Below are 17,066 nucleotides of genomic sequence, written 5' to 3' on the forward strand. Positions count from 1 at the left end.
CACGTCGGACTTCTTCTGGAACGCCCTGCGGAACACCTTCAGCATCGGTGTCCTGTCGACGGTGCCGCAGCTGGCCCGCTCTCCGCCCCCTCTGTCCCGCCGAAAGAGTTCAGAGCACCTTCGACAGGAACGACTTCGTCCGCTCGTGCTGCGGGTCCGTCAGGACGTCACGCGGATGGCCCGACTCGACCACGACCCCCTCGTCCATGAAGACGAGACTGTCGCCGACCTCCCGCGCGAACCCCATCTCGTGCGTCACGACGACCATCGTCATACCGGACTCGGCGAGGTCGCGCATGACGTCGAGGACGTCACCGACCAGCTCCGGGTCGAGCGCCGACGTCGGCTCGTCGAAGAGCATCAGCTTCGGGTCCATCGCCAGCGCCCGCGCGATCGCCACGCGCTGCTGCTGGCCGCCGGAGAGCTGCGAGGGGAAGTTGCCGGCCTTGTCGGCAAGGCCGACGCGTTCGAGCAGCTCCTGGGCGCGGGCCCGGGCCTGGGCCTTGGAGACCCCCTTGACCTGGACCGGCGCTTCCATGACGTTCTCCACCGCGGTCAGGTGCGGGAAGAGGTTGAAGCGCTGGAACACCATGCCGATGTCGCGCCGCTTCAGGGCGACCTCCCGGTCGCGGAGCTCGTAGAGCTTGTCGCCCTGCTGCCGGTAACCGACCAGCTCCCCGTCGACGTACAGCCGTCCGGCGCTGACCTTCTCCAGGTGATTGATGCAGCGCAGGAACGTCGACTTGCCGGACCCGGAGGGGCCGATGAGGCAGAAGACCTCGCCCTGCCTGACCTCCAGGTCGATGCCCTTGAGGACCTCGACGCTGCCGAAGGACTTGTGTACGCCCTCGGCCTTGACCATCGCGTTCTGGCTCATGCCGACACCCCCGCGCCCGAACGGTTCGAGAAGGACAGCATGTTGGCCTTCACCTTCTGCCACGGCGTGCTGGGCAGCTGCCGTGAGGTGCCCCGCGCGTAGTAGCGCTCGATGTAGAACTGCCCCACGCTCAGGACCGACGTCATGATCAGGTACCAGGCCGCGGCGGTGAAGTACATCTCCACCGGGGAGCCGGACTGCGTGCCGATGTCCTGGGCGTACCGGAAGAGTTCGTTGAACTGGACCGCCGCGACGAGCGAGGTGGTCTTGAGCATGTTGATGAACTCGTTGCCGGTCGGCGGCACGATGACCCGCATCGCCTGCGGGATCACGATGCGGCGCAGCGTCTTCGCGTGGCTCATGCCGAGCGCGTGCGACGCCTCGGTCTGGCCCTCGTCGACCGAGAGCAGACCCGCGCGGCAGATCTCCGCCATGTACGCCGCCTCGTTGAGGCCGAGCCCCAGGAGGGCCGTGAGCAGCGGCGTCATGAAGGACGACCAGTAGTCCTTGTAGATCGGCCCGAGGTTGATGTACTCGAAGACCAGGCCCAGGTTGAACCAGATGAACAACTGGACCAGGACCGGGGTGCCGCGGAAGAACCAGATGTAGAACCAGGCGATCGAGCTGGTCACCGGGTTCTTCGACAGGCGCATCACGGCGAGGGTGACACCGCCGACCACACCGATCAGCATCGACAGGACCGTCAGGAGCAGGGTCTTGCCGACGCCCGTCAGGATGCGGTCGTCGAAGAAGTAGTCGGGGACCGCGCCCCAGTTGATCTTGCCCTGGCTGAACGCGTAGACGATCGAACCGAGGAGCGCGAGGGCGACCACCGCGGCGACGTACCGCCCGTAGTGCCGGACCGGGATCGCCTTGAGGGATTCCGGCGCGGCCGCGGGCGGCGGCGTCCCGTCGGGACCGCCGCCCGTCTTGGCTATGTCAACAGACACGGATCTTGCCTTTCAACGACGCGTCAGGCGCTGTGGGTGCCGCTACTTGCCGCCGTTGACGACGGCCGTCTTGACGGCACCCGCCTCGACGCCCCACTTCGCGATGATCTTGTCGTACTCGCCGTTCTTGATGACCGCGTCGAGCGCGGCCTTGATGGCGTCGCGCAGCTGCGTCTGTTCCTTGGAGACGGCGATGCCGTACGGCGCGGCCTCGACCTGGTCGCCGACGAGCTCGAAGTCCTTGCCGCCGCCCGCCGTCTTCACCGCGTACGCGGCGACCGGGAAGTCGGAGGAGCCGGCGTCCGCGCCACCGGAACGCAACCGGGTCTGGGCCTGCTGGTCGTCGTCGAAGGCCTGGATGCCCAGCTTCTTGCCGGCCGGGCACTTCTTGGCCTGCGCCTTGGCGAGGTCGTGGGAGACGGTGCCGCGCTGCACCACGATCTTCTTGCCGCACAGGTCGTCCCAGGTCTTGATCCCCTGGGTCTTGCCCTTCGGCGTGTAGATCGAGACGCCCGCGTTGAAGTAGTCGACGAAGTCGATGCCCTCGCCGACCTTCTTGCCGGTGTCGGAGTCGACGCCTTCCTGGCGGTCCTTGGTGTCGGTCATGGCCGACATCGCGATGTCGTAGCGGTTCGAGCGCAGGCCGGTCACCAGGGTGTCGAAGGTGCCGTTCTGGAACTCGAAGGTCACGCCGAGCTGCTTGCCCAGCGCGGCCGCGAGGTCGGGATCGATACCGACGGCCTTGCCGGACTTGTCCTTGAACTCGACCGGGGCGTACGCGATGTCCGAACCGACGCGGACGACGCCCTTGTCGCGGATCTTCTGGGGAAGCTTGGCGGCGAGCGGCGCGCTCTTGGCGGACGAGGAACCGCTGTCCGCGTCCTTGTCCTTCGTCTGGTCGCCGCAGCCGGTCAGCAGCAGGGTGCCGGCGACCGCGATCGCGCCGACCGCGGCTGTCCGGGACTTCGCGGAGCGCGCGGTCGTACGACGGGTGGTGCTTGCGGTCATGGTTGGGTCCTCCGGCGGGATGGGTGGAGTTGCCGAATCCGGTCGCCTGGCACACACCTTCGGGTGTCGCGACCTTGTGTGATTACGGCATCTTGCCATTCGGACGGGTCACTTCAGGGGGTCGCCGATGTCAAAATCGGATAACAGGTGTGCCAAGACCACCAACACCACCGCCCATCACGGTGCATGGGGCCGCAGCATCTGCTGACCGGCCGCCGCGCGACGGAAGAATCTCCGGCGAACTGTCCGCTGTCTCACCATTCGGGCCAGGTTTCCCCCGGTGTCGAGCGCCCGTCGGCGACTTGTCCAGATATTCGGCTATGAGTCATGTCACCGGGGCGTGATCGATCACGTATGGGCTCGTCCGCAGCGCCGTCCGTCGGGTAAGAAGGTTCTTTACACCCCTCATCCGGGGCTCAGGGCGCGCGTGCGGCGCGCCCGTCGTGTACGTGCCTGTGCAGCGGTTCCCCAACGGGGCCGAGCGGTGCGTACGCGGTGCCCGCCCGCTCCTCAACCAGGAGCGGACACCCTCAACTGATGTTTAAGACTTAAGGGGTAAGACAAGTGGCAGCGGAGATCGTCAATCCTCGCAGCGACAGCAGTACCGGCAACGAAGGCAGCAGCGATCTCGCCGAGTCCTTCGATCCGGCCTTCGCGCTGCACCGCGGCGGCAAGATGGCCGTGCAGGCCACCGTGCCGATCCGCGACAAGGACGACCTGTCCCTGGCGTACACGCCCGGCGTCGCCAAGGTGTGCAGCGCCATCGCCGAGCAGCCGGAACTCGTCCACGACTACACGTGGAAGTCGAGCGTCGTGGCCGTGGTCACCGACGGTACGGCCGTCCTCGGCCTCGGTGACATCGGCCCCGAGGCGTCCCTCCCGGTGATGGAGGGCAAGGCCATCCTCTTCAAGCAGTTCGGCGGCGTGGACGCGGTGCCGATCGCGCTCGCGACGACGGACGTGGACGAGATCGTCGACACCGTCGTGCGGCTCGCTCCGTCCTTCGGCGGCGTCAACCTGGAGGACATCTCGGCGCCGCGCTGCTTCGAGATCGAGCGCCGGCTCCAGGAGAAGCTCGACATCCCGGTCTTCCACGACGACCAGCACGGCACGGCCGTCGTCACGCTGGCCGCGCTGAAGAACGCGGTCCGGCTCAGCGGCCGCACCCTCGGTGAGCTGCGGGCCGTGATCTCGGGCGCCGGCGCGGCCGGTGTGGCGATCGCGAAGTTCCTGATCGAGGCGGGCCTCGGCGACGTCGCGGTCACCGACCGCAAGGGCATCGTCAGCCGCGACCGCGAGGACCTCACCGCGGTCAAGCGCGAGCTGGCGGAGATCACCAACAAGGCCGGTCTCTCCGGCTCCCTGGAGGACGCCCTCGCGGGCGCCGACGTCTACATCGGCGTCTCCGGCGGTACGGTCCCCGAGTCCGCGGTCGCCTCCATGGCGCCGGGTTCCTTCGTCTTCGCGATGGCCAACCCGAACCCCGAGGTCCACCCGGACGTCGCCCACAAGTACGCGGCCGTCGTCGCGACCGGGCGCTCGGACTTCCCGAACCAGATCAACAACGTGCTGGCGTTCCCCGGGATCTTCGCGGGCGCGCTGCAGGTCCGGGCCTCGCGGATCACCGAGACGATGAAGATCGCCGCGGCGGAGGCGCTGGCCGCGGTGGTCGGCGACGACCTGTCCGCCGAGTACGTCATCCCGTCGCCGTTCGACGAGCGGGTCGCGCCGGCGGTCACCGCGGCCGTGGCCGCGGCGGCGCGGGCGGAGGGCGTGGCGCGCCGGTAGCGGCGACAACCGTGCGGGTGCGAGCGCCGCGGGAGTCCCGCCGCGCGCGCCCGGCTGCGCATGGTGAAGGCCCCGCCTTGTGCGGGGCCTTTCGCCTGCGGCGGTGCCGCGAGGCGTCTGAGACTGCTCTGTTCCGGTGGGGCGCCGACCGCGTCCTCTCGGGGGGCCTGCCGCGTTTTCGCGGGGTGCGCCAGAGGACGTGCGTCACAGCCGCGGGTGGTTCCCCGCTCCGGGCGCGGCGCCTATCGTCAAGGTCATGTTCGCTGCCTACGCCGCCCGCATCGACCGTGATCAGCCGCTGAACGGACTGGAGACGGGGGAGCGTCCCGCCCCCGTGGACCGGCCGGGCTGGACCACCGTGAACGTCAAGGCCGCCTCCCTCAACCATCACGACCTGTGGTCCCTGCGCGGGGTCGGGCTCGGCGAGGAGGCGCTGCCGATGATCCTCGGCTGCGACGCCGCCGGCATCGACAGCGAGGGCAACGAGGTCGTGCTCCACTCCGTCATCGGCCAGTCCGGACACGGGGTCGGGGCGCGCGAGGGCCGCTCCATCCTCACCGAGAAGTACCAGGGCACCTTCGCCGAGCAGGTCACCGTCCCCGAGTGGAACGTGCTGCCCAAGCCGAAGGAGCTCTCCTTCGCCGAGGCCGCGTGCCTGCCGACCGCCTGGCTGACCGCGTACCGGATGCTCTTCACCAACGCCGGGGTGCGCCCCGGTGACTCGGTGCTGGTGCAGGGGGCGGGCGGCGGTGTCGCCACGGCCGCGATCGTCCTCGGCAAGGCGGCCGGGCTGCGCGTCTTCGCGACCAGCCGCGACGAGGCCAAGCGCGAGCGGGCCCTGGAGCTGGGAGCCGTCGAGGCCGTGGAGTCCGGGGCGCGGCTGCCGCAGCGGGTGGACGCCGTGATCGAGACGGTCGGCGCGGCCACGTGGTCGCACTCGGTCAAGTCCCTCAAGCCGGGCGGCACGCTGGTCATCTCGGGCGCGACCAGCGGGCCCAGCCCGAAGTCCGCCGAGCTGAACCGCATCTTCTTCCTGGAGCTGAAGGTCGTCGGCTCCACCATGGGCTCCAAGGACGAGCTGGAGGACCTGCTGTCCTTCTGCGCCGCCACCGGGGTGCGGCCCGTCATCGACGAGGTGCTGCCGCTGGACCGGGCGCGCGAGGGGTTCTCGAAGATGGTCGGCGGCGACCTCTTCGGCAAGGTCGTGCTGACCGTCTGAGAGCTGCGGGAGCGGGGCGGGAGAAGGGGTGCTGCGGCGTGCTGCGGCGCCCCTTTTTCGCGCCCTTCCTGTCAACTCTCGTTGACAGGAAGGGTCTGTCAACTTACATTGACACCATGACCGAGGCAACGGATCTCGCCGAGCAGGCGGGCGACCGCGACCCGCGTGTCGGGCTGCGGTCGGTCGCCGCGCTGCGGCGGCTGCTCGAGCAACTGGAAGCGGTACAGGTGCGCAGCGCGCGCCGGCAGGGCTGGTCGTGGCAGGAGATCGCGGCCGAGCTGGGAGTCAGCCGACAGGCCGTGCACAAGAAGTACGGGAGGCGATGATGTTCGAGCGGTTCACCCAAGGTGCCCGGGACGTGGTCAAGGGCGCCGTCACCCACGCGGAGCGCGAGCGCGCCCCGCGCGTCGACGAGGGACATCTGCTCCTGGCGGTCCTCGACGCCCGTGGCACCCGCGGCTCCTTCGCCCTGGGCGCGCTCGGCATGGACGCCGACGACAAGCGGGCGTCGATCGGCGACGCGCTGCTCGCCGCCCGCCGCCGCGCGGGCCTGTCACAGGCGGACGCGGAGGCGCTCGCGGGGCTCGGCATCGACGTCGACGAGATCGTCGCCCGGGTCGAACAGACCCACGGCGTCGGTGCTCTCAGCGGAGACCGGCGGGTCGGCGGCCGACGGCCCTTCGCCAAGGAGGCCAAGGGGGTCCTGGAGTCGTCCCTGCGCATGGCCCTGGCCCACCGCGACCGCGCCATCGGCGACGAACACCTCCTCCTCGCCCTCGCCTCCCGCCCCGGCATCGCCTCCGAGACCCTCGCGGGCCACGGGGTGACACTGCCGGCGGTCGAGCGGGTGCTGTACGGAGACCGGGGTGCCGGGAGCGGGGGTGCCGGGGGTGCGGGTGCGGGGGGCGAGACGGACCCACCCGCGCCGAGCTGACCCCCCCGCGGATCCGGCGCGGGACCCGCGGCGGGGCCCGGTCAACTGAGATGTGACCCCGCGCGCCAGTGACCGCAAGAACCCCGGCTCACCCCCGACCCGGATCCCCGGCGGGCCCCGTCATCTCTTCGGCGTGCGCAGCGTCGCCGTGATGTGCGCCGCCGCCTCCGCGAGGTGGTGGCGGGCCGTGTGGAGCTGGTCGGCGGAGACGCCGTGGTCGCGGGCTGTGTCGCGGATGTCGTCGCGGAAGCGGTCCAGGAGCCGGTCCAGGTCCCGGGCCGGGTCGCCGGTGGGGTCGCCGGAGAGGTCCTCCGCCGCCCACGACGGGACGTACTCGGCGGGGACCGCGTCCGACGCCGGGCGGTACACCGGCTCCGCCGCGGCCGGGGGCTCCGTGACCGGGCCGGTGCCGGAACCGCTCCCGGCATCCTTTCCGAAGTCCTTGCCGAACGTCTTGCCGAAGTCGCCGAACTCCCTGGCCAGCTCGGACAGGCCCTCGCGCACGCCCGTCGGCCAGTCGCCGCGCGCGAAGTGGTCCTGCACCTGGTCCTGGACGCGCTTGGCCATCCGCTGCAACTCGTCCTGCGCCTGCGCCCGGACCTTGTCCTGGGTCTCCTTGGCCTGACGGCGCGCCCGCTGCGCCTCCTCGCGGGCCCGGCGGCTCTCGTCCTTCGCGCGCCGCGCCTGCTCCTTCCACTCCTGCCTGGCCCGGCGCAGCTCCTCCTTGGCGGTGCGCCAGGACTCCCCGTCGGTGAAGTCCTTGAGGTCCCGCAGGTCCCGCAGGTCACCCAGGTCCGGCCCCGTCCCGGCGCGGGCGCCGTGGGCCTGTGACGTGGCCGCGCGCACCTCGCGGCGCAGCTCGCCCGCCGCCCCGCGCACGTCGTCCCGGATCTCGGCGGCCAGCTCGGCCACCGATTCGCGGATCTCCAGCTCCAGGTCGGCCAGTTCACCGCTGCGGTCGGCCAGCTCGGCGCGGCCGGCGTCGGTGATCGCGTAGACCTTCCGGCCGCCCTCGGTCGTGTGGGTGACGAGCCCCTCGGACTCCAGCTTGGCCAGCCGTGGGTAGACGGTGCCCGCCGAGGGCGCGTACAGGCCGTGGAAACGCTCCTCCAGCAGGCGGATCACCTCGTAGCCGTGGCGCGGTGCCTCGTCGAGCAGCTTCAGGAGGTAGAGGCGCAGACGGCCGTGGGCGAAGACGGGAGGCATGTCAGAGCACCTTCTTGTCGGCGGGGCCGTCAGTCGGGCCATCGGTGGGGCCGTTGGTGGGGTCGTCAGCGGGGCTCTGCGTGGGCCGTGCCGGCGGTGGTGACGGGGCCGGGTCCGTCGCTGCCGGGGCCCCGGCGGTGGTGTCCGCGTCCGGACCGGCGGCCTCCCGCGTCCCGGCCGCCCCCGGGTGGTCGTCCTCGCCGGAGGGCCTGCGCAGCAGCGCGATCGAGCCGGAGACGGTGGTTGCCTTCAGGGCCCCGGTGCCCGCCCCGAGCCGCCCGGTGATCTTGTGGGCGCCCCACTGTCCGGAGACCCGCAGCCCGTCGAAGGCGTTCGACACCGCGCCGCTCGCCGTGTTCGCCTCGACCTCCGTGTCCGCGGGGTGCGGGATGCGGATGGCGATCTCGCCGGAGACGCTCGTGAGGTGCACGTCCGTGGGGCCCGCGGGGTCCAGGTCCACGATCATCGAGCCGCTCACGGTCTCCGCCTTCACGAAGGAGCCCGAGCCCTCGACGACCGTCAGATCGCCCGACACCGAGTTGAACCGGAGGTCGCCGGTGACCGCCTGGGCCTCCACGCCCCCGGAGACCGTGCTGGTGCGCACCGGCCCCGTGACACCGACCAGTGTGGTGTCGCCGGTGACGCCCTTCACCTCCGTGTGCCCCGCCATGCCGGAGACGACGGCGCCCGCGCCGACCACGCCGAGCTCGACCCGGGTGCCGCTCGGCACCGCGAGCGAGACCACGGCGCTGCGGTGCCAGCCCTTGCGGTCGAGCCACTTCAGGAGGCCCTTCCAGGGCAGGTCGTCATAGGCGACGGAGAGCGTGCCGTCCTGCTGGGTGACCCGCAGCGGGGGGCCCTCGAGGTGCGAGACCTCCAGGCGCGCGGAACCTTCGTCGGTGCCCACCACGTTCACCGTTCCGTTCACGATGCGTACGTGCAGGGCCGTCACCGGCTCGTCGAAGGCGAGCTTGCGCGGCTCCGCGACGGACCATTCGGGCATGGTGCGACCTCCTCCGGAGTGAACGCGCCATATCGCGTCCACTGTCAAACACGATATATCGCGGTTACGGAAAGTCAAGACCGTACCCGTCGCTCCGTCCCGCACCGGGGTACTCATTTGTGGTCCAAGTCGGGCGAATTGCCCTAGCGTGGGGCCATGTCGTCCCCCCAGCCCGACCCGTCTGGTCCGTCCGGCCCGTCCGGTGCGCTGCTGCTCTGCCGTGCCGAGCCCGCCCTCGTCGGCCCCGCCGCCCAGCTCCTGCGCGAGCGGATGCTGCTCCTGCCCGCCGGTGAGGCGTGGAGCGTCCTCGTGCCGGAGGGGGCGCCGTGGCTGGCCTCGACGCAGGGCGGCGGCGACCCCGTCGACCGCGTGCTCGGCGGCTGGGCCGGCGCCCTCGCCGTCGGCGCCCCCTGGCCGGTGCTCGCCCTGTGGTGGGACGCCGACCACGGCGGCTTCACGCTCGCCTCGGGCTTCCGCCGCCCCGTCGGCTACGAATGGCTGGCGAACGGCACCCCGGTCGGCGAGGACGAGGCCATGCGCACCTTCGCCGCCCGGCTCGGCCTCGACCCGGTGCTCGACATGCAGTCCCTCGATGTGCTGGCCCGGCCGGACGACGCGGCCGACGCCGCGGCCCGGCTGCGAGGGCTGCTCGCGGTCCTCACCCGCACCGGCCTCACGCTCCCCGCGGGCCTGACGCCCGGCGCACCGGCGCAGCGGCTGCGGGAGGCCGCCCGGGTCCTGGACGGCGTCGAGACGGTCGAGTGGCGGGGCTGGCGGGACGCCGTCCACGCCGAACTCGACGTCGTGGAGACCACCGGCGTCGGCCCCTGGATGCGCGGCCCCAAGGGGCGCCGCCTGGCCGCCGCCCAGCTCGCGACGGGCCTGCCGCTCGCCTTCCACGGCCTGCGCCGGCGCAGCGGCGGCTGGCTCACGGCCGGGACCCTGCTCCTCGTGCACGGCGTGCTCGGACTCGCGTACGACCGGCTCCGCGCGGCCCGCGACTGACGGCCCCGCTCATCCGCGCCGGCCGCCTACTCGTCCTCGTCCTCGTCGTCCAGGCGCGCCAGCCAGGTGGCGAGGCGCTCCACCGGGACCTCGAAGTCCGGGTTGAGGTCGACGAACGTACGGAGCTGCTCGGCGAGCCACTCGAAGGTGACCTCCTCCTCGCCGCGCCGCTTCGCCAGCTCTTCGATGCCGCGGTCGGTGAAGTACATGGGGGTGCTCCGGAGGCTTGTGGACGCGCTTGCGCACCCAGGATAAAAGAGCGCCGCGGGCCCCCGCCCCGCCGGGCCCGGACAGGTGAGGGCGCGGACACGGAAGGGCCCGGCCCCCCCGAGGGGAGCCGGGCCCGACCGGCGTACGGCACGGACGTGCTACGCCTCGAACACCTCACGCACCAGCTGCTCCTGCTCGGCCTGGTGGCGCTTGGCGGAGCCGACCGCGGGCGAGGAGCCGTGCGGGCGCGAGATGCGCCGCAGCCGCTCGCCGTGCGGGATGTCGGCGCCGACCGCCAGGTCCAGGTGGTCGATCAGGTTGAGGGCGATGAACGGCCAGGCACCCTGGTTCGCCGGCTCCTCCTGCGCCCACAGGTATTTCTCGGCGTTCGGGTACTTGGCGATCTCGGCCTGGAGCTCGGTGCCCGGCAGCGGGTACAGGCGCTCGACGCGGATGATCGCGGTGTCGGTGACGCCGCTCTTCTTCCGCTCCGCCTCCAGGTCGTAGTACAGCTTGCCCGCCACGAAGACGACCTTCTTGACCGCGTTCGCGTCCACCGAATCGTCACCGATGACCGGACGGAAGCCGCCCGACGTGAACTCCTCCACCTTCGACGCGGCGGCCTTGAGGCGCAGCATCGACTTCGGGGTGAAGACCACCAGCGGCTTGTGGTGCGGGTTGTGCACCTGCCACCGCAGGAGGTGGAAGTAGTTCGACGGCAGCGTCGGCATGGCGACCGTCATGTTGTTCTGCGCGCAGAGCTGGAGGAAGCGCTCGACACGGGCCGAGGAGTGGTCCGGGCCCTGGCCCTCGTAGCCGTGCGGCAGCAGCAGCGTGACGCCGGAGGTCTGGCCCCACTTCTGCTCGGCGGCCGAGATGTACTCGTCGACGATCGTCTGCGCGCCGTTGACGAAGTCACCGAACTGCGCTTCCCACAGCACGAGGGACTCGGGACGTGCCAGCGAGTAGCCGTACTCGAAGCCCATGACCGCGTACTCGGAGAGCAGCGAGTCGTAGACGTTGTAGCGGGCCTGCTCGGGCGACAGGTAGAGGAGCGGGGTGTAGTCCTCGCCCGTCGCCCGGTCGATGAGGACCGCGTGGCGCTGGCCGAAGGTGCCGCGGCGCGAGTCCTGGCCGGACAGGCGCACCGGGGTGCCCTCCAGGAGGAGCGAGCCGACGGCGAGGGTCTCGCCCATGCCCCAGTCGATCGTCCCGTCCTCGATCATCGCGGCGCGGCGCTGCAGCTGCGGCAGCAGGCGCGGGTGCACCGTGACGTTGTCCGGGATGTTCACCTGGGACTCGGCGATGCGCTTGACGACCTCCTGGGAGATCGCCGTCTGCACGGCCACCGGGAACTCCGGCTGCGGCTCGGGCAGCTGGGCCTCGCCCGGCTGCGAGACGGCCTCGCGGACCTCGGTGAAGACCTTCTCCAGCTGGCCCTGGAAGTCCTGGAGCGCCTGCTCGGCCTCTTCCAGGGTGATGTCGCCGCGACCGATGAGGGACTCGGTGTAGAGCTTGCGCACCGAGCGCTTCTTGTCGATCAGGTCGTACATCAGCGGCTGCGTGAACGCCGGGTTGTCCGACTCGTTGTGACCGCGGCGGCGGTAGCAGATGAGGTCGATGACGACATCCTTGTTGAACGCCTGGCGGAACTCGAAGGCCAGACGGGCAACGCGGACGACGGCCTCGGGGTCGTCGCCGTTCACGTGGAAGATCGGCGCCTCGATCATGCGGGCCACGTCGGTGGCGTACATGGAGGAGCGCGAGGACTCCGGGGCGGCGGTGAAGCCGACCTGGTTGTTGATGACGATGTGGACCGTGCCGCCCGTGCGGTAACCGCGCAGCTGAGACATGTTGAGCGTCTCGGCGACCACACCCTGGCCCGCGAAGGCCGCGTCACCGTGGAGGGCGACCGGCAGGACCGTGAAGTCCGTGCCGCCCTTGTTGATGATGTCCTGCTTGGCGCGGACGATGCCCTCGATGACCGGGTCGACCGTCTCCAGGTGGGAGGGGTTCGCGGCCAGCGAGACGTTGATCTGCTCGCCGTCCAGGCCGGTGAAGGTGCCCTGCGCGCCCAGGTGGTACTTGACGTCGCCGGAGCCGTGCATCGACTTCGGGTCGAGGTTGCCCTCGAACTCGCGGAAGATCTGCGCGTACGACTTGCCGACGATGTTGGCCAGCACGTTCAGCCGGCCGCGGTGGGCCATGCCGATGACGACCTCGTCGAGGCGGGCCTCGGCGGCGGAGTCGATGACCGCGTCGAGCAGCGGGATGACGGACTCGCCGCCCTCCAGGGAGAACCGCTTCTGGCCGACGTACTTCGTCTGAAGGAAGGTCTCGAAGGCCTCGGCCGCGTTCAGCCGGCGCAGGATGCGCAGCTGCTCCTCGCGCTCCGGGTTGGAGTGCGAGCGCTCGATCCGGTCCTGGATCCACTTGCGCTGCTTCGGGTCCTGGATGTGCATGAACTCGACGCCGGTGGTGCGGCAGTACGAGTCGCGCAGCACGCCGAGGATGTCGCGCAGCTTCATCATCGACTTGCCGGCGAAGCCGCCGACCGCGAACTCGCGCTCCAGGTCCCACAGGGTGAGGCCGTGCTCGGTGATGTCCAGGTCGGGGTGCTTGCGCTGCTTGTACTCCAGCGGGTCGGTGTCGGCCATGACGTGGCCGCGGACCCGGTAGGAGTGGATCAGCTCGAAGACCCGCGCGGCCTTGGTGACGTCGTCGTCGTGGCTGGCGTCGATGTCCTTGAACCAGCGGACCGGCTCGTAGGGGATGCGCAGGGCCTTGAAGATCTCGTCGTAGAACTCGTTCTCCCCGAGGAGGAGGTTCGCGACGATGCGCAGGAACTCGCCGGAGGCGGCGCCCTGGATGACCCGGTGGTCGTAGGTCGACGTGAGCGTCATGACCTTCGAGATGCCGAGCTTGTTCAGGGTGTCCTGGGAGGTGCCCTGGAACTCCGCGGGGTAGTCCATCGAGCCGACACCCATGATGACCGACTGGCCGGGCATCAGGCGCGGGACGGAGTGGACGGTGCCGAGGCCGCCGGGGTTGGTCAGGGAGACCGTGACGCCGGTGAAGTCGTCCATGCCGAGCTTGCCGTCGCGGGCGCGGCGGACGATGTCCTCGTAGGCCTGCCAGAACTCGAAGAAGTTCAGCGTCTCGGCCTTCTTGATGCCCGCGACGACCAGCTGGCGGTCGCCGTTGGGCTTCACGAGGTCGATCGCGAGGCCGAAGTTGATGTGCTCCGGCTTGACCAGGGTCGGCTTGCCGTCCTTGACCGCGAACGAGTAGTTCATCGACGGCATGGCCTTGATGGCCTGCACCATCGCGTACCCGATGAGGTGCGTGAAGGAGATCTTCCCGCCGCGGGCGCGCTTGAGGTGGTTGTTGATGACGATGCGGTTGTCGAACAGCAGCTTCACCGGGACGGCGCGCACGGACGTGGCCGTGGGGACCTCGATGGAGGCGTTCATGTTCTTCGCGACGGCGGCGGCGGGACCGCGCAGCGTCACGAGCTCGGGGCCGGCCGGGGCCTCGGTCGTCACTGGTTCAGCCTTCTTCGGAGCGGGGGCGGCGGGAGCGGGCTTCGCGGCGGCGGGGGCCGGCTGCGCGGGCGCGGGCTTCGCGGCCGCCGGGGCGGCGGCCTGAGCAGCGGGCGCCTCGGCGGGCTTCGCGGGGGCCGGGGCCGGTGCGGCGGGCGCCTGCTCGGCCGGGGCCGCGGGCTTCTGCTCCGGCGCCGCGGTCGGCGCAGCCCCCGCGGCTGCGGCACCTGGCTTGTAGTCGGCGAAGAAGTCCCACCAGGCTCTGTCGACCGAATTCGGGTCCTGGAGGTACTGCTGATAGATCTCGTCGACGAGCCACTCATTGGGACCGAAGGCAGCGGCAGGGTTTTTTCCCTGCCCGGCTTGGTCGGTCTCGGTCGAGATGCTCGAGTTACTGGGGGACTGTGGCGACACGGCGGTAACCGCCCTCTTCCGCTTCTCACAAGGTGATGGACAGCGGGAATAAAGGCTACGCCTCCATCGGCGGGACGTGCAGGCCGGGCCGGTCATCCGTCGCGTAAGTCACATCGGAAGCCGGGTTTCGGGCCGGGAAATGGCGGGAAACAACCGGGGTTCCGGTACGTTCGGCTACGCGCCCGGCGTACCTGCGTACAGCTGGGCGCGGCTTGACCTCCGCCTGACCGGAACCCTACGTCAACTTTGCGTTCGGGGTTCTCCCGGAAGGGTGACCTTGATCCGGCACCCGCGCTCCGATTCGGCCACGCCGATCCGGCCTCCGTGCAGGTCCACGGCCCAGCGCGCGATGGCGAGGCCGAGACCGGTGCCGCCGTCGCCCTTGCCGTTGCCGCCCGCTCCCGCGTTGCCCCGGTTGAAGCGCTCGAAGACCCGGTGCCACTCCGACTGCGGGATGCCGGGGCCCTCGTCGAGCACTTCCAGTTCCAGGGATTCGGGAGCGAGGCCGCGCCGGGCCCGTACGGTGACGCGGCCGTGCGGCGGCGAGTGCTTCACCGCGTTGTCGATGAGGTTCGCCACGACCTGGTGGATGCGCTCCGGGTCGGCGTGCGCCGTCAGCTCCGGCGGTGAGACGTCCAGGTGGAGGTGGACGTCGGTCCGCGTGTGGGTGCCGGAGCCGGAGGCGATGCCCGCGCGCTGGGACACCGCCATGTTCGCCTCCTTGAGCACGCCCGAGAGGTACGGCCACACCTCGAAGCGGCGGGCCTTGAGCGGCACGACGCCGTTGTCCAGGCGGGAGAGGTCGAGCAGGGTCTCCACGAGCCGGCCGAGCCGCTCCGTCTGCTTCAGCGCGGTGCGCATCGTCTCGGGGTCGGCGGACATGACGCCGTCCACCACGTTCTCCAGGACGGCGCGCAGCCCGGCGATGGGGGTGCGCAGCTCGTGCGAGACGTTGGCGACCAGCTCTTTGCGCTGGAGGTCCTGCGCGGCCAGCTCGTCGGCCATGCGATTGATCGTGACGGCGAGGTCACCCAGCTCGTCGCGGCGGTCGGCGCCCCGGACGCGGCGGGTGTAGTCGCCGTTGGAGATGGAGCGCGCCACCGTGTTCATCTCGTCCAGCGGCGCGGTGAGGCTGTGCGCCACGAACTGGGTGATCAGCAGGGTCGCGATGATCGAGAACACGGTGATGAAGCGCAGCTCCGTCGCCGTGTACATCGCCACCATGAGCAGGCCCGTGGTGATGAAGACGGAGACGACGACGAGCGTGCCGAGCTTCGCCTTGATCGAGAAGGGGCGCAGGCCGCCCGTGGCCCAGTGCGGGTTGAGGGGATGCGGCCGGTGGGGGCGGCCGTACGGTGCCCGGTCCCCGGCACTCATGGGTTCGGCGTCTCCAGCGCGTAGCCCACACCGTGCACGGTGCGGATGCGCTCGGCGCCGATCTTGCGGCGCAGCGCCTTGATGTGGCTGTCGACGGTGCGGGTGCCCGAGGCGTCCGCCCAGTCCCACACCTCGGCGAGCAACTGCTCGCGGGAGAGGACGGCGCGCGGGGTGTTCGCCAGGCAGACCAGCAGGTCGAACTCGGTGGGCGTGAGGTGCACGTCCTCGCTGCGCACCCGCACGCGCCGCTGCGCGTGGTCGATCTCCAGCTCGCCCAGGCGCAGGATGCCGCTGCGCGGGGTGGCCGCGGCGAGCGCCGCCCGCTCGACGCGGCGCAGCAGGACGTGGACCCGCGCCGCCAGCTCGCGCATGGAGAACGGCTTGGTCATGTAGTCGTCGGCGCCGACGCCGAGCCCGACGAGCATGTCCGTCTCGTCGTCGCGTGCCGTCAGCATCATGACCGGGACCGGCCGCGCCGCCTGCACGCGGCGGCAGACCTCCAGTCCGTCGAAGCCGGGCAGCATGATGTCGAGGATCAGCAGGTCGGGCTGCCACGCCTCGGCGGTGTCGACCGCCGCCGGACCGTCCTGTGCGGTTTGCACGAGGAATCCCTCGGCCCGCAGCCGGGCGGCGATGGCGTCCACGATCGTCGGGTCGTCCTCGACGACGAGAACCCGTCGCTGGGCGCCCGGCGTCGCCGTGCTGCCGTTCTGGGAGGTGTGTGTCTGCTCCATCGCCCCGCCCCTGAATGCGCGCCGTCCTGGCGCGCTTGACGCTTGAATGATCTGGGTTTCGGACGTCAGCGTACGGGGAGTTACCGCCGGTCGGCTACGCGGCCCGTACTGCGAGGTGCACCACGTCGGGTACGCCTCGGACAACGGGGATCTCTTCGGTGCGGACCGCCCGGAATCCGGCATTCCGCAAGGTTCCTTCGAAATTTGCGGAGGGCTGTGCGGACCAGACGGCCAGCACGCCGCCAGGGGTGAGGCGGGCCCGGCAGGCGGCGAGACCTGCGGGGGAGTAGAGGCTGTCGTTGTCCTCGGTGACGGTCCAGTCCGGGCCGTTGTCGATGTCCAGGCAGAGGGCGTCGTAGGTGGTGGACGCCGTGTGCAGGTGGCGCACCAGGTCGGCCTCGACGATCTCCGTGCGGGGGTCGTCGAGGGCCTCGGCGGAAAGGGGCCGCAGCGGTCCGTCGAGGTGCCACTCGATGATGGCCCGCTCGCGCTCGACGACCGTGATCCGGCCCCAGCGGGGGGTGTTGGCGGCATGGGCCAGGGAGAACCCGACGCCGAGTCCGCCGATGAGCAGGCTCGGCCGCGGCCGGTCGGGCGGCAGCTCGGCCAGTGCCGCGTCGATCAGGAGCCGCTCCGAGCGGCCGTCGGAGGTGTCCATCAGGAACGTGCCGTTGGCGATGATCTGGAGCAGGTCGCCGTGGCGGCGCAGGACGACCTCGCCGTGCGGGCCGGTCCGGCGGTCCAGGACGGTCGGAGGTTCCGGGGGAAGGCTGTCGGGCATGGGGACATTGTGGTGGGC

15 protein-coding genes are annotated in these 17,066 nt (G+C 70.8%); 5 read left to right on the top strand and 10 right to left on the bottom strand.

Annotated features, from left to right (window positions below; translation table 11 throughout):
* Nucleotides 1–109: 109 nt before the first annotated feature.
* Genes ABZY33_RS18210 through ABZY33_RS18220 form a run of 3 tightly spaced genes read right to left on the bottom strand, consistent with a single transcriptional unit; the run spans nucleotide 110 to nucleotide 2,835 of the window.
* Entirely contained in the window at nucleotides 110–862 is a 753-nt protein-coding gene (locus ABZY33_RS18210) for an amino acid ABC transporter ATP-binding protein (RefSeq protein ID WP_356492674.1), read from the bottom strand.
* An 11-nt stretch (nucleotides 863–873) separates the two neighbouring features.
* Nucleotides 874–1,827: an amino acid ABC transporter permease gene (locus ABZY33_RS18215; RefSeq protein ID WP_356492600.1), complete on the bottom strand. Its 954-nt coding sequence runs from the start codon at nucleotides 1,825–1,827 to the stop codon at nucleotides 874–876.
* Nucleotides 1,828–1,869: 42 nt separating this feature from the next.
* Complete coding sequence (locus ABZY33_RS18220) at nucleotides 1,870–2,835, bottom strand: transporter substrate-binding domain-containing protein (protein WP_356492601.1); 966 nt, start codon at nucleotides 2,833–2,835, stop codon at nucleotides 1,870–1,872.
* A gap of 564 nt (nucleotides 2,836–3,399) precedes the next feature.
* On the opposite strand from ABZY33_RS18220, the gene ABZY33_RS18225 reads away from it, so the two are divergent.
* From ABZY33_RS18225 to ABZY33_RS18240, 4 genes are all read left to right on the top strand, one after another.
* Nucleotides 3,400–4,623, top strand: a complete 1,224-nt coding sequence (locus ABZY33_RS18225) for an NADP-dependent malic enzyme (protein WP_356492602.1) — start codon at nucleotides 3,400–3,402, stop codon at nucleotides 4,621–4,623.
* A 256-nt stretch (nucleotides 4,624–4,879) separates the two neighbouring features.
* Nucleotides 4,880–5,842, top strand: coding sequence for a zinc-binding dehydrogenase (locus tag ABZY33_RS18230; protein ID WP_356492603.1), 963 nt, complete (start codon nucleotides 4,880–4,882; stop codon nucleotides 5,840–5,842).
* 116 nt (nucleotides 5,843–5,958) lie between these two features.
* The gene (locus tag ABZY33_RS18235; protein WP_356492604.1) at nucleotides 5,959–6,168 is read left to right on the top strand and encodes a helix-turn-helix domain-containing protein; all 210 of its coding nucleotides are present in this window, start codon (nucleotides 5,959–5,961) and stop codon (nucleotides 6,166–6,168) included.
* Nucleotides 6,168–6,776: a Clp protease N-terminal domain-containing protein gene (locus ABZY33_RS18240; RefSeq protein WP_356492675.1), complete on the top strand. Its 609-nt coding sequence runs from the start codon at nucleotides 6,168–6,170 to the stop codon at nucleotides 6,774–6,776. The genes ABZY33_RS18235 and ABZY33_RS18240 overlap by 1 nt, the downstream gene beginning before the upstream one ends.
* A 120-nt stretch (nucleotides 6,777–6,896) precedes the next feature.
* Here ABZY33_RS18240 and ABZY33_RS18245 read toward each other — a convergent pair whose 3' ends face one another.
* Nucleotides 6,897–7,982, bottom strand: coding sequence for a helix-turn-helix transcriptional regulator (locus ABZY33_RS18245; RefSeq protein WP_356492605.1), 1,086 nt, complete (start codon nucleotides 7,980–7,982; stop codon nucleotides 6,897–6,899).
* A gap of 1 nt (nucleotide 7,983) precedes the next feature.
* Nucleotides 7,984–8,985: a DUF4097 family beta strand repeat-containing protein gene (locus ABZY33_RS18250; RefSeq protein ID WP_356492606.1), complete on the bottom strand. Its 1,002-nt coding sequence runs from the start codon at nucleotides 8,983–8,985 to the stop codon at nucleotides 7,984–7,986.
* A 156-nt stretch (nucleotides 8,986–9,141) separates the two neighbouring features.
* Here ABZY33_RS18250 and ABZY33_RS18255 point away from each other — a divergent pair, with 156 nt between their 5' ends.
* Nucleotides 9,142–9,990, top strand: coding sequence for a hypothetical protein (locus ABZY33_RS18255; protein WP_356492607.1), 849 nt, complete (start codon nucleotides 9,142–9,144; stop codon nucleotides 9,988–9,990).
* A gap of 26 nt (nucleotides 9,991–10,016) precedes the next feature.
* Here ABZY33_RS18255 and ABZY33_RS18260 read toward each other — a convergent pair whose 3' ends face one another.
* From ABZY33_RS18260 to ABZY33_RS18280, 5 genes are all read right to left on the bottom strand, one after another.
* Nucleotides 10,017–10,199, bottom strand: a complete 183-nt coding sequence (locus ABZY33_RS18260; RefSeq protein ID WP_161252429.1) for a DUF6104 family protein — start codon at nucleotides 10,197–10,199, stop codon at nucleotides 10,017–10,019.
* Between the two features lie 159 nt (nucleotides 10,200–10,358).
* On the bottom strand, nucleotides 10,359–14,156 hold the full coding sequence (locus ABZY33_RS18265; protein WP_356492608.1) for a multifunctional oxoglutarate decarboxylase/oxoglutarate dehydrogenase thiamine pyrophosphate-binding subunit/dihydrolipoyllysine-residue succinyltransferase subunit: 3,798 nt from the start codon (nucleotides 14,154–14,156) through the stop codon (nucleotides 10,359–10,361).
* Nucleotides 14,157–14,396: 240 nt separating this feature from the next.
* Nucleotides 14,397–15,533: a HAMP domain-containing sensor histidine kinase gene (locus ABZY33_RS18270; protein WP_356492609.1), complete on the bottom strand. Its 1,137-nt coding sequence runs from the start codon at nucleotides 15,531–15,533 to the stop codon at nucleotides 14,397–14,399.
* A complete protein-coding gene (locus ABZY33_RS18275) occupies nucleotides 15,530–16,267 on the bottom strand; it encodes a response regulator transcription factor (protein WP_356492610.1) in 738 nt (245 codons plus the stop codon). Before ABZY33_RS18275 ends, ABZY33_RS18270 begins: the two co-directional genes overlap by 4 nt.
* A gap of 94 nt (nucleotides 16,268–16,361) precedes the next feature.
* Nucleotides 16,362–17,048, bottom strand: coding sequence for a spermidine synthase (locus ABZY33_RS18280; RefSeq protein WP_356492611.1), 687 nt, complete (start codon nucleotides 17,046–17,048; stop codon nucleotides 16,362–16,364).
* Nucleotides 17,049–17,066: the final 18 nt, after the last annotated feature.

Origin of the sequence: Streptomyces sp. NPDC006552 (assembly GCF_040611655.1) — a bacterium.
Lineage (GTDB): Bacteria > Actinomycetota > Actinomycetes > Streptomycetales > Streptomycetaceae > Streptomyces.

What these genes read in the sequence shown, in the direction of transcription:
- ABZY33_RS18210 (WP_356492674.1), bottom strand. Translation starts at nt 862, where the DNA reads ATGGTCAAGGCCGAGGGCGTACACAAGTCCTTCGGCAGCGTCGAGGTC.
- ABZY33_RS18220 (WP_356492601.1), bottom strand. Translation starts at nt 2,835, where the DNA reads ATGACCGCAAGCACCACCCGTCGTACGACCGCGCGCTCCGCGAAGTCC.
- ABZY33_RS18245 (WP_356492605.1), bottom strand. Translation starts at nt 7,982, where the DNA reads ATGCCTCCCGTCTTCGCCCACGGCCGTCTGCGCCTCTACCTCCTGAAG.
- ABZY33_RS18235 (WP_356492604.1), top strand. Translation starts at nt 5,959, where the DNA reads ATGACCGAGGCAACGGATCTCGCCGAGCAGGCGGGCGACCGCGACCCG.
- ABZY33_RS18270 (WP_356492609.1), bottom strand. Translation starts at nt 15,533, where the DNA reads ATGAGTGCCGGGGACCGGGCACCGTACGGCCGCCCCCACCGGCCGCAT.
- ABZY33_RS18230 (WP_356492603.1), top strand. Translation starts at nt 4,880, where the DNA reads ATGTTCGCTGCCTACGCCGCCCGCATCGACCGTGATCAGCCGCTGAAC.
- ABZY33_RS18255 (WP_356492607.1), top strand. Translation starts at nt 9,142, where the DNA reads ATGTCGTCCCCCCAGCCCGACCCGTCTGGTCCGTCCGGCCCGTCCGGT.
- ABZY33_RS18260 (WP_161252429.1), bottom strand. Translation starts at nt 10,199, where the DNA reads ATGTACTTCACCGACCGCGGCATCGAAGAGCTGGCGAAGCGGCGCGGC.
- ABZY33_RS18250 (WP_356492606.1), bottom strand. Translation starts at nt 8,985, where the DNA reads ATGCCCGAATGGTCCGTCGCGGAGCCGCGCAAGCTCGCCTTCGACGAG.
- ABZY33_RS18280 (WP_356492611.1), bottom strand. Translation starts at nt 17,048, where the DNA reads ATGCCCGACAGCCTTCCCCCGGAACCTCCGACCGTCCTGGACCGCCGG.
- ABZY33_RS18275 (WP_356492610.1), bottom strand. Translation starts at nt 16,267, where the DNA reads ATGGAGCAGACACACACCTCCCAGAACGGCAGCACGGCGACGCCGGGC.
- ABZY33_RS18240 (WP_356492675.1), top strand. Translation starts at nt 6,168, where the DNA reads ATGTTCGAGCGGTTCACCCAAGGTGCCCGGGACGTGGTCAAGGGCGCC.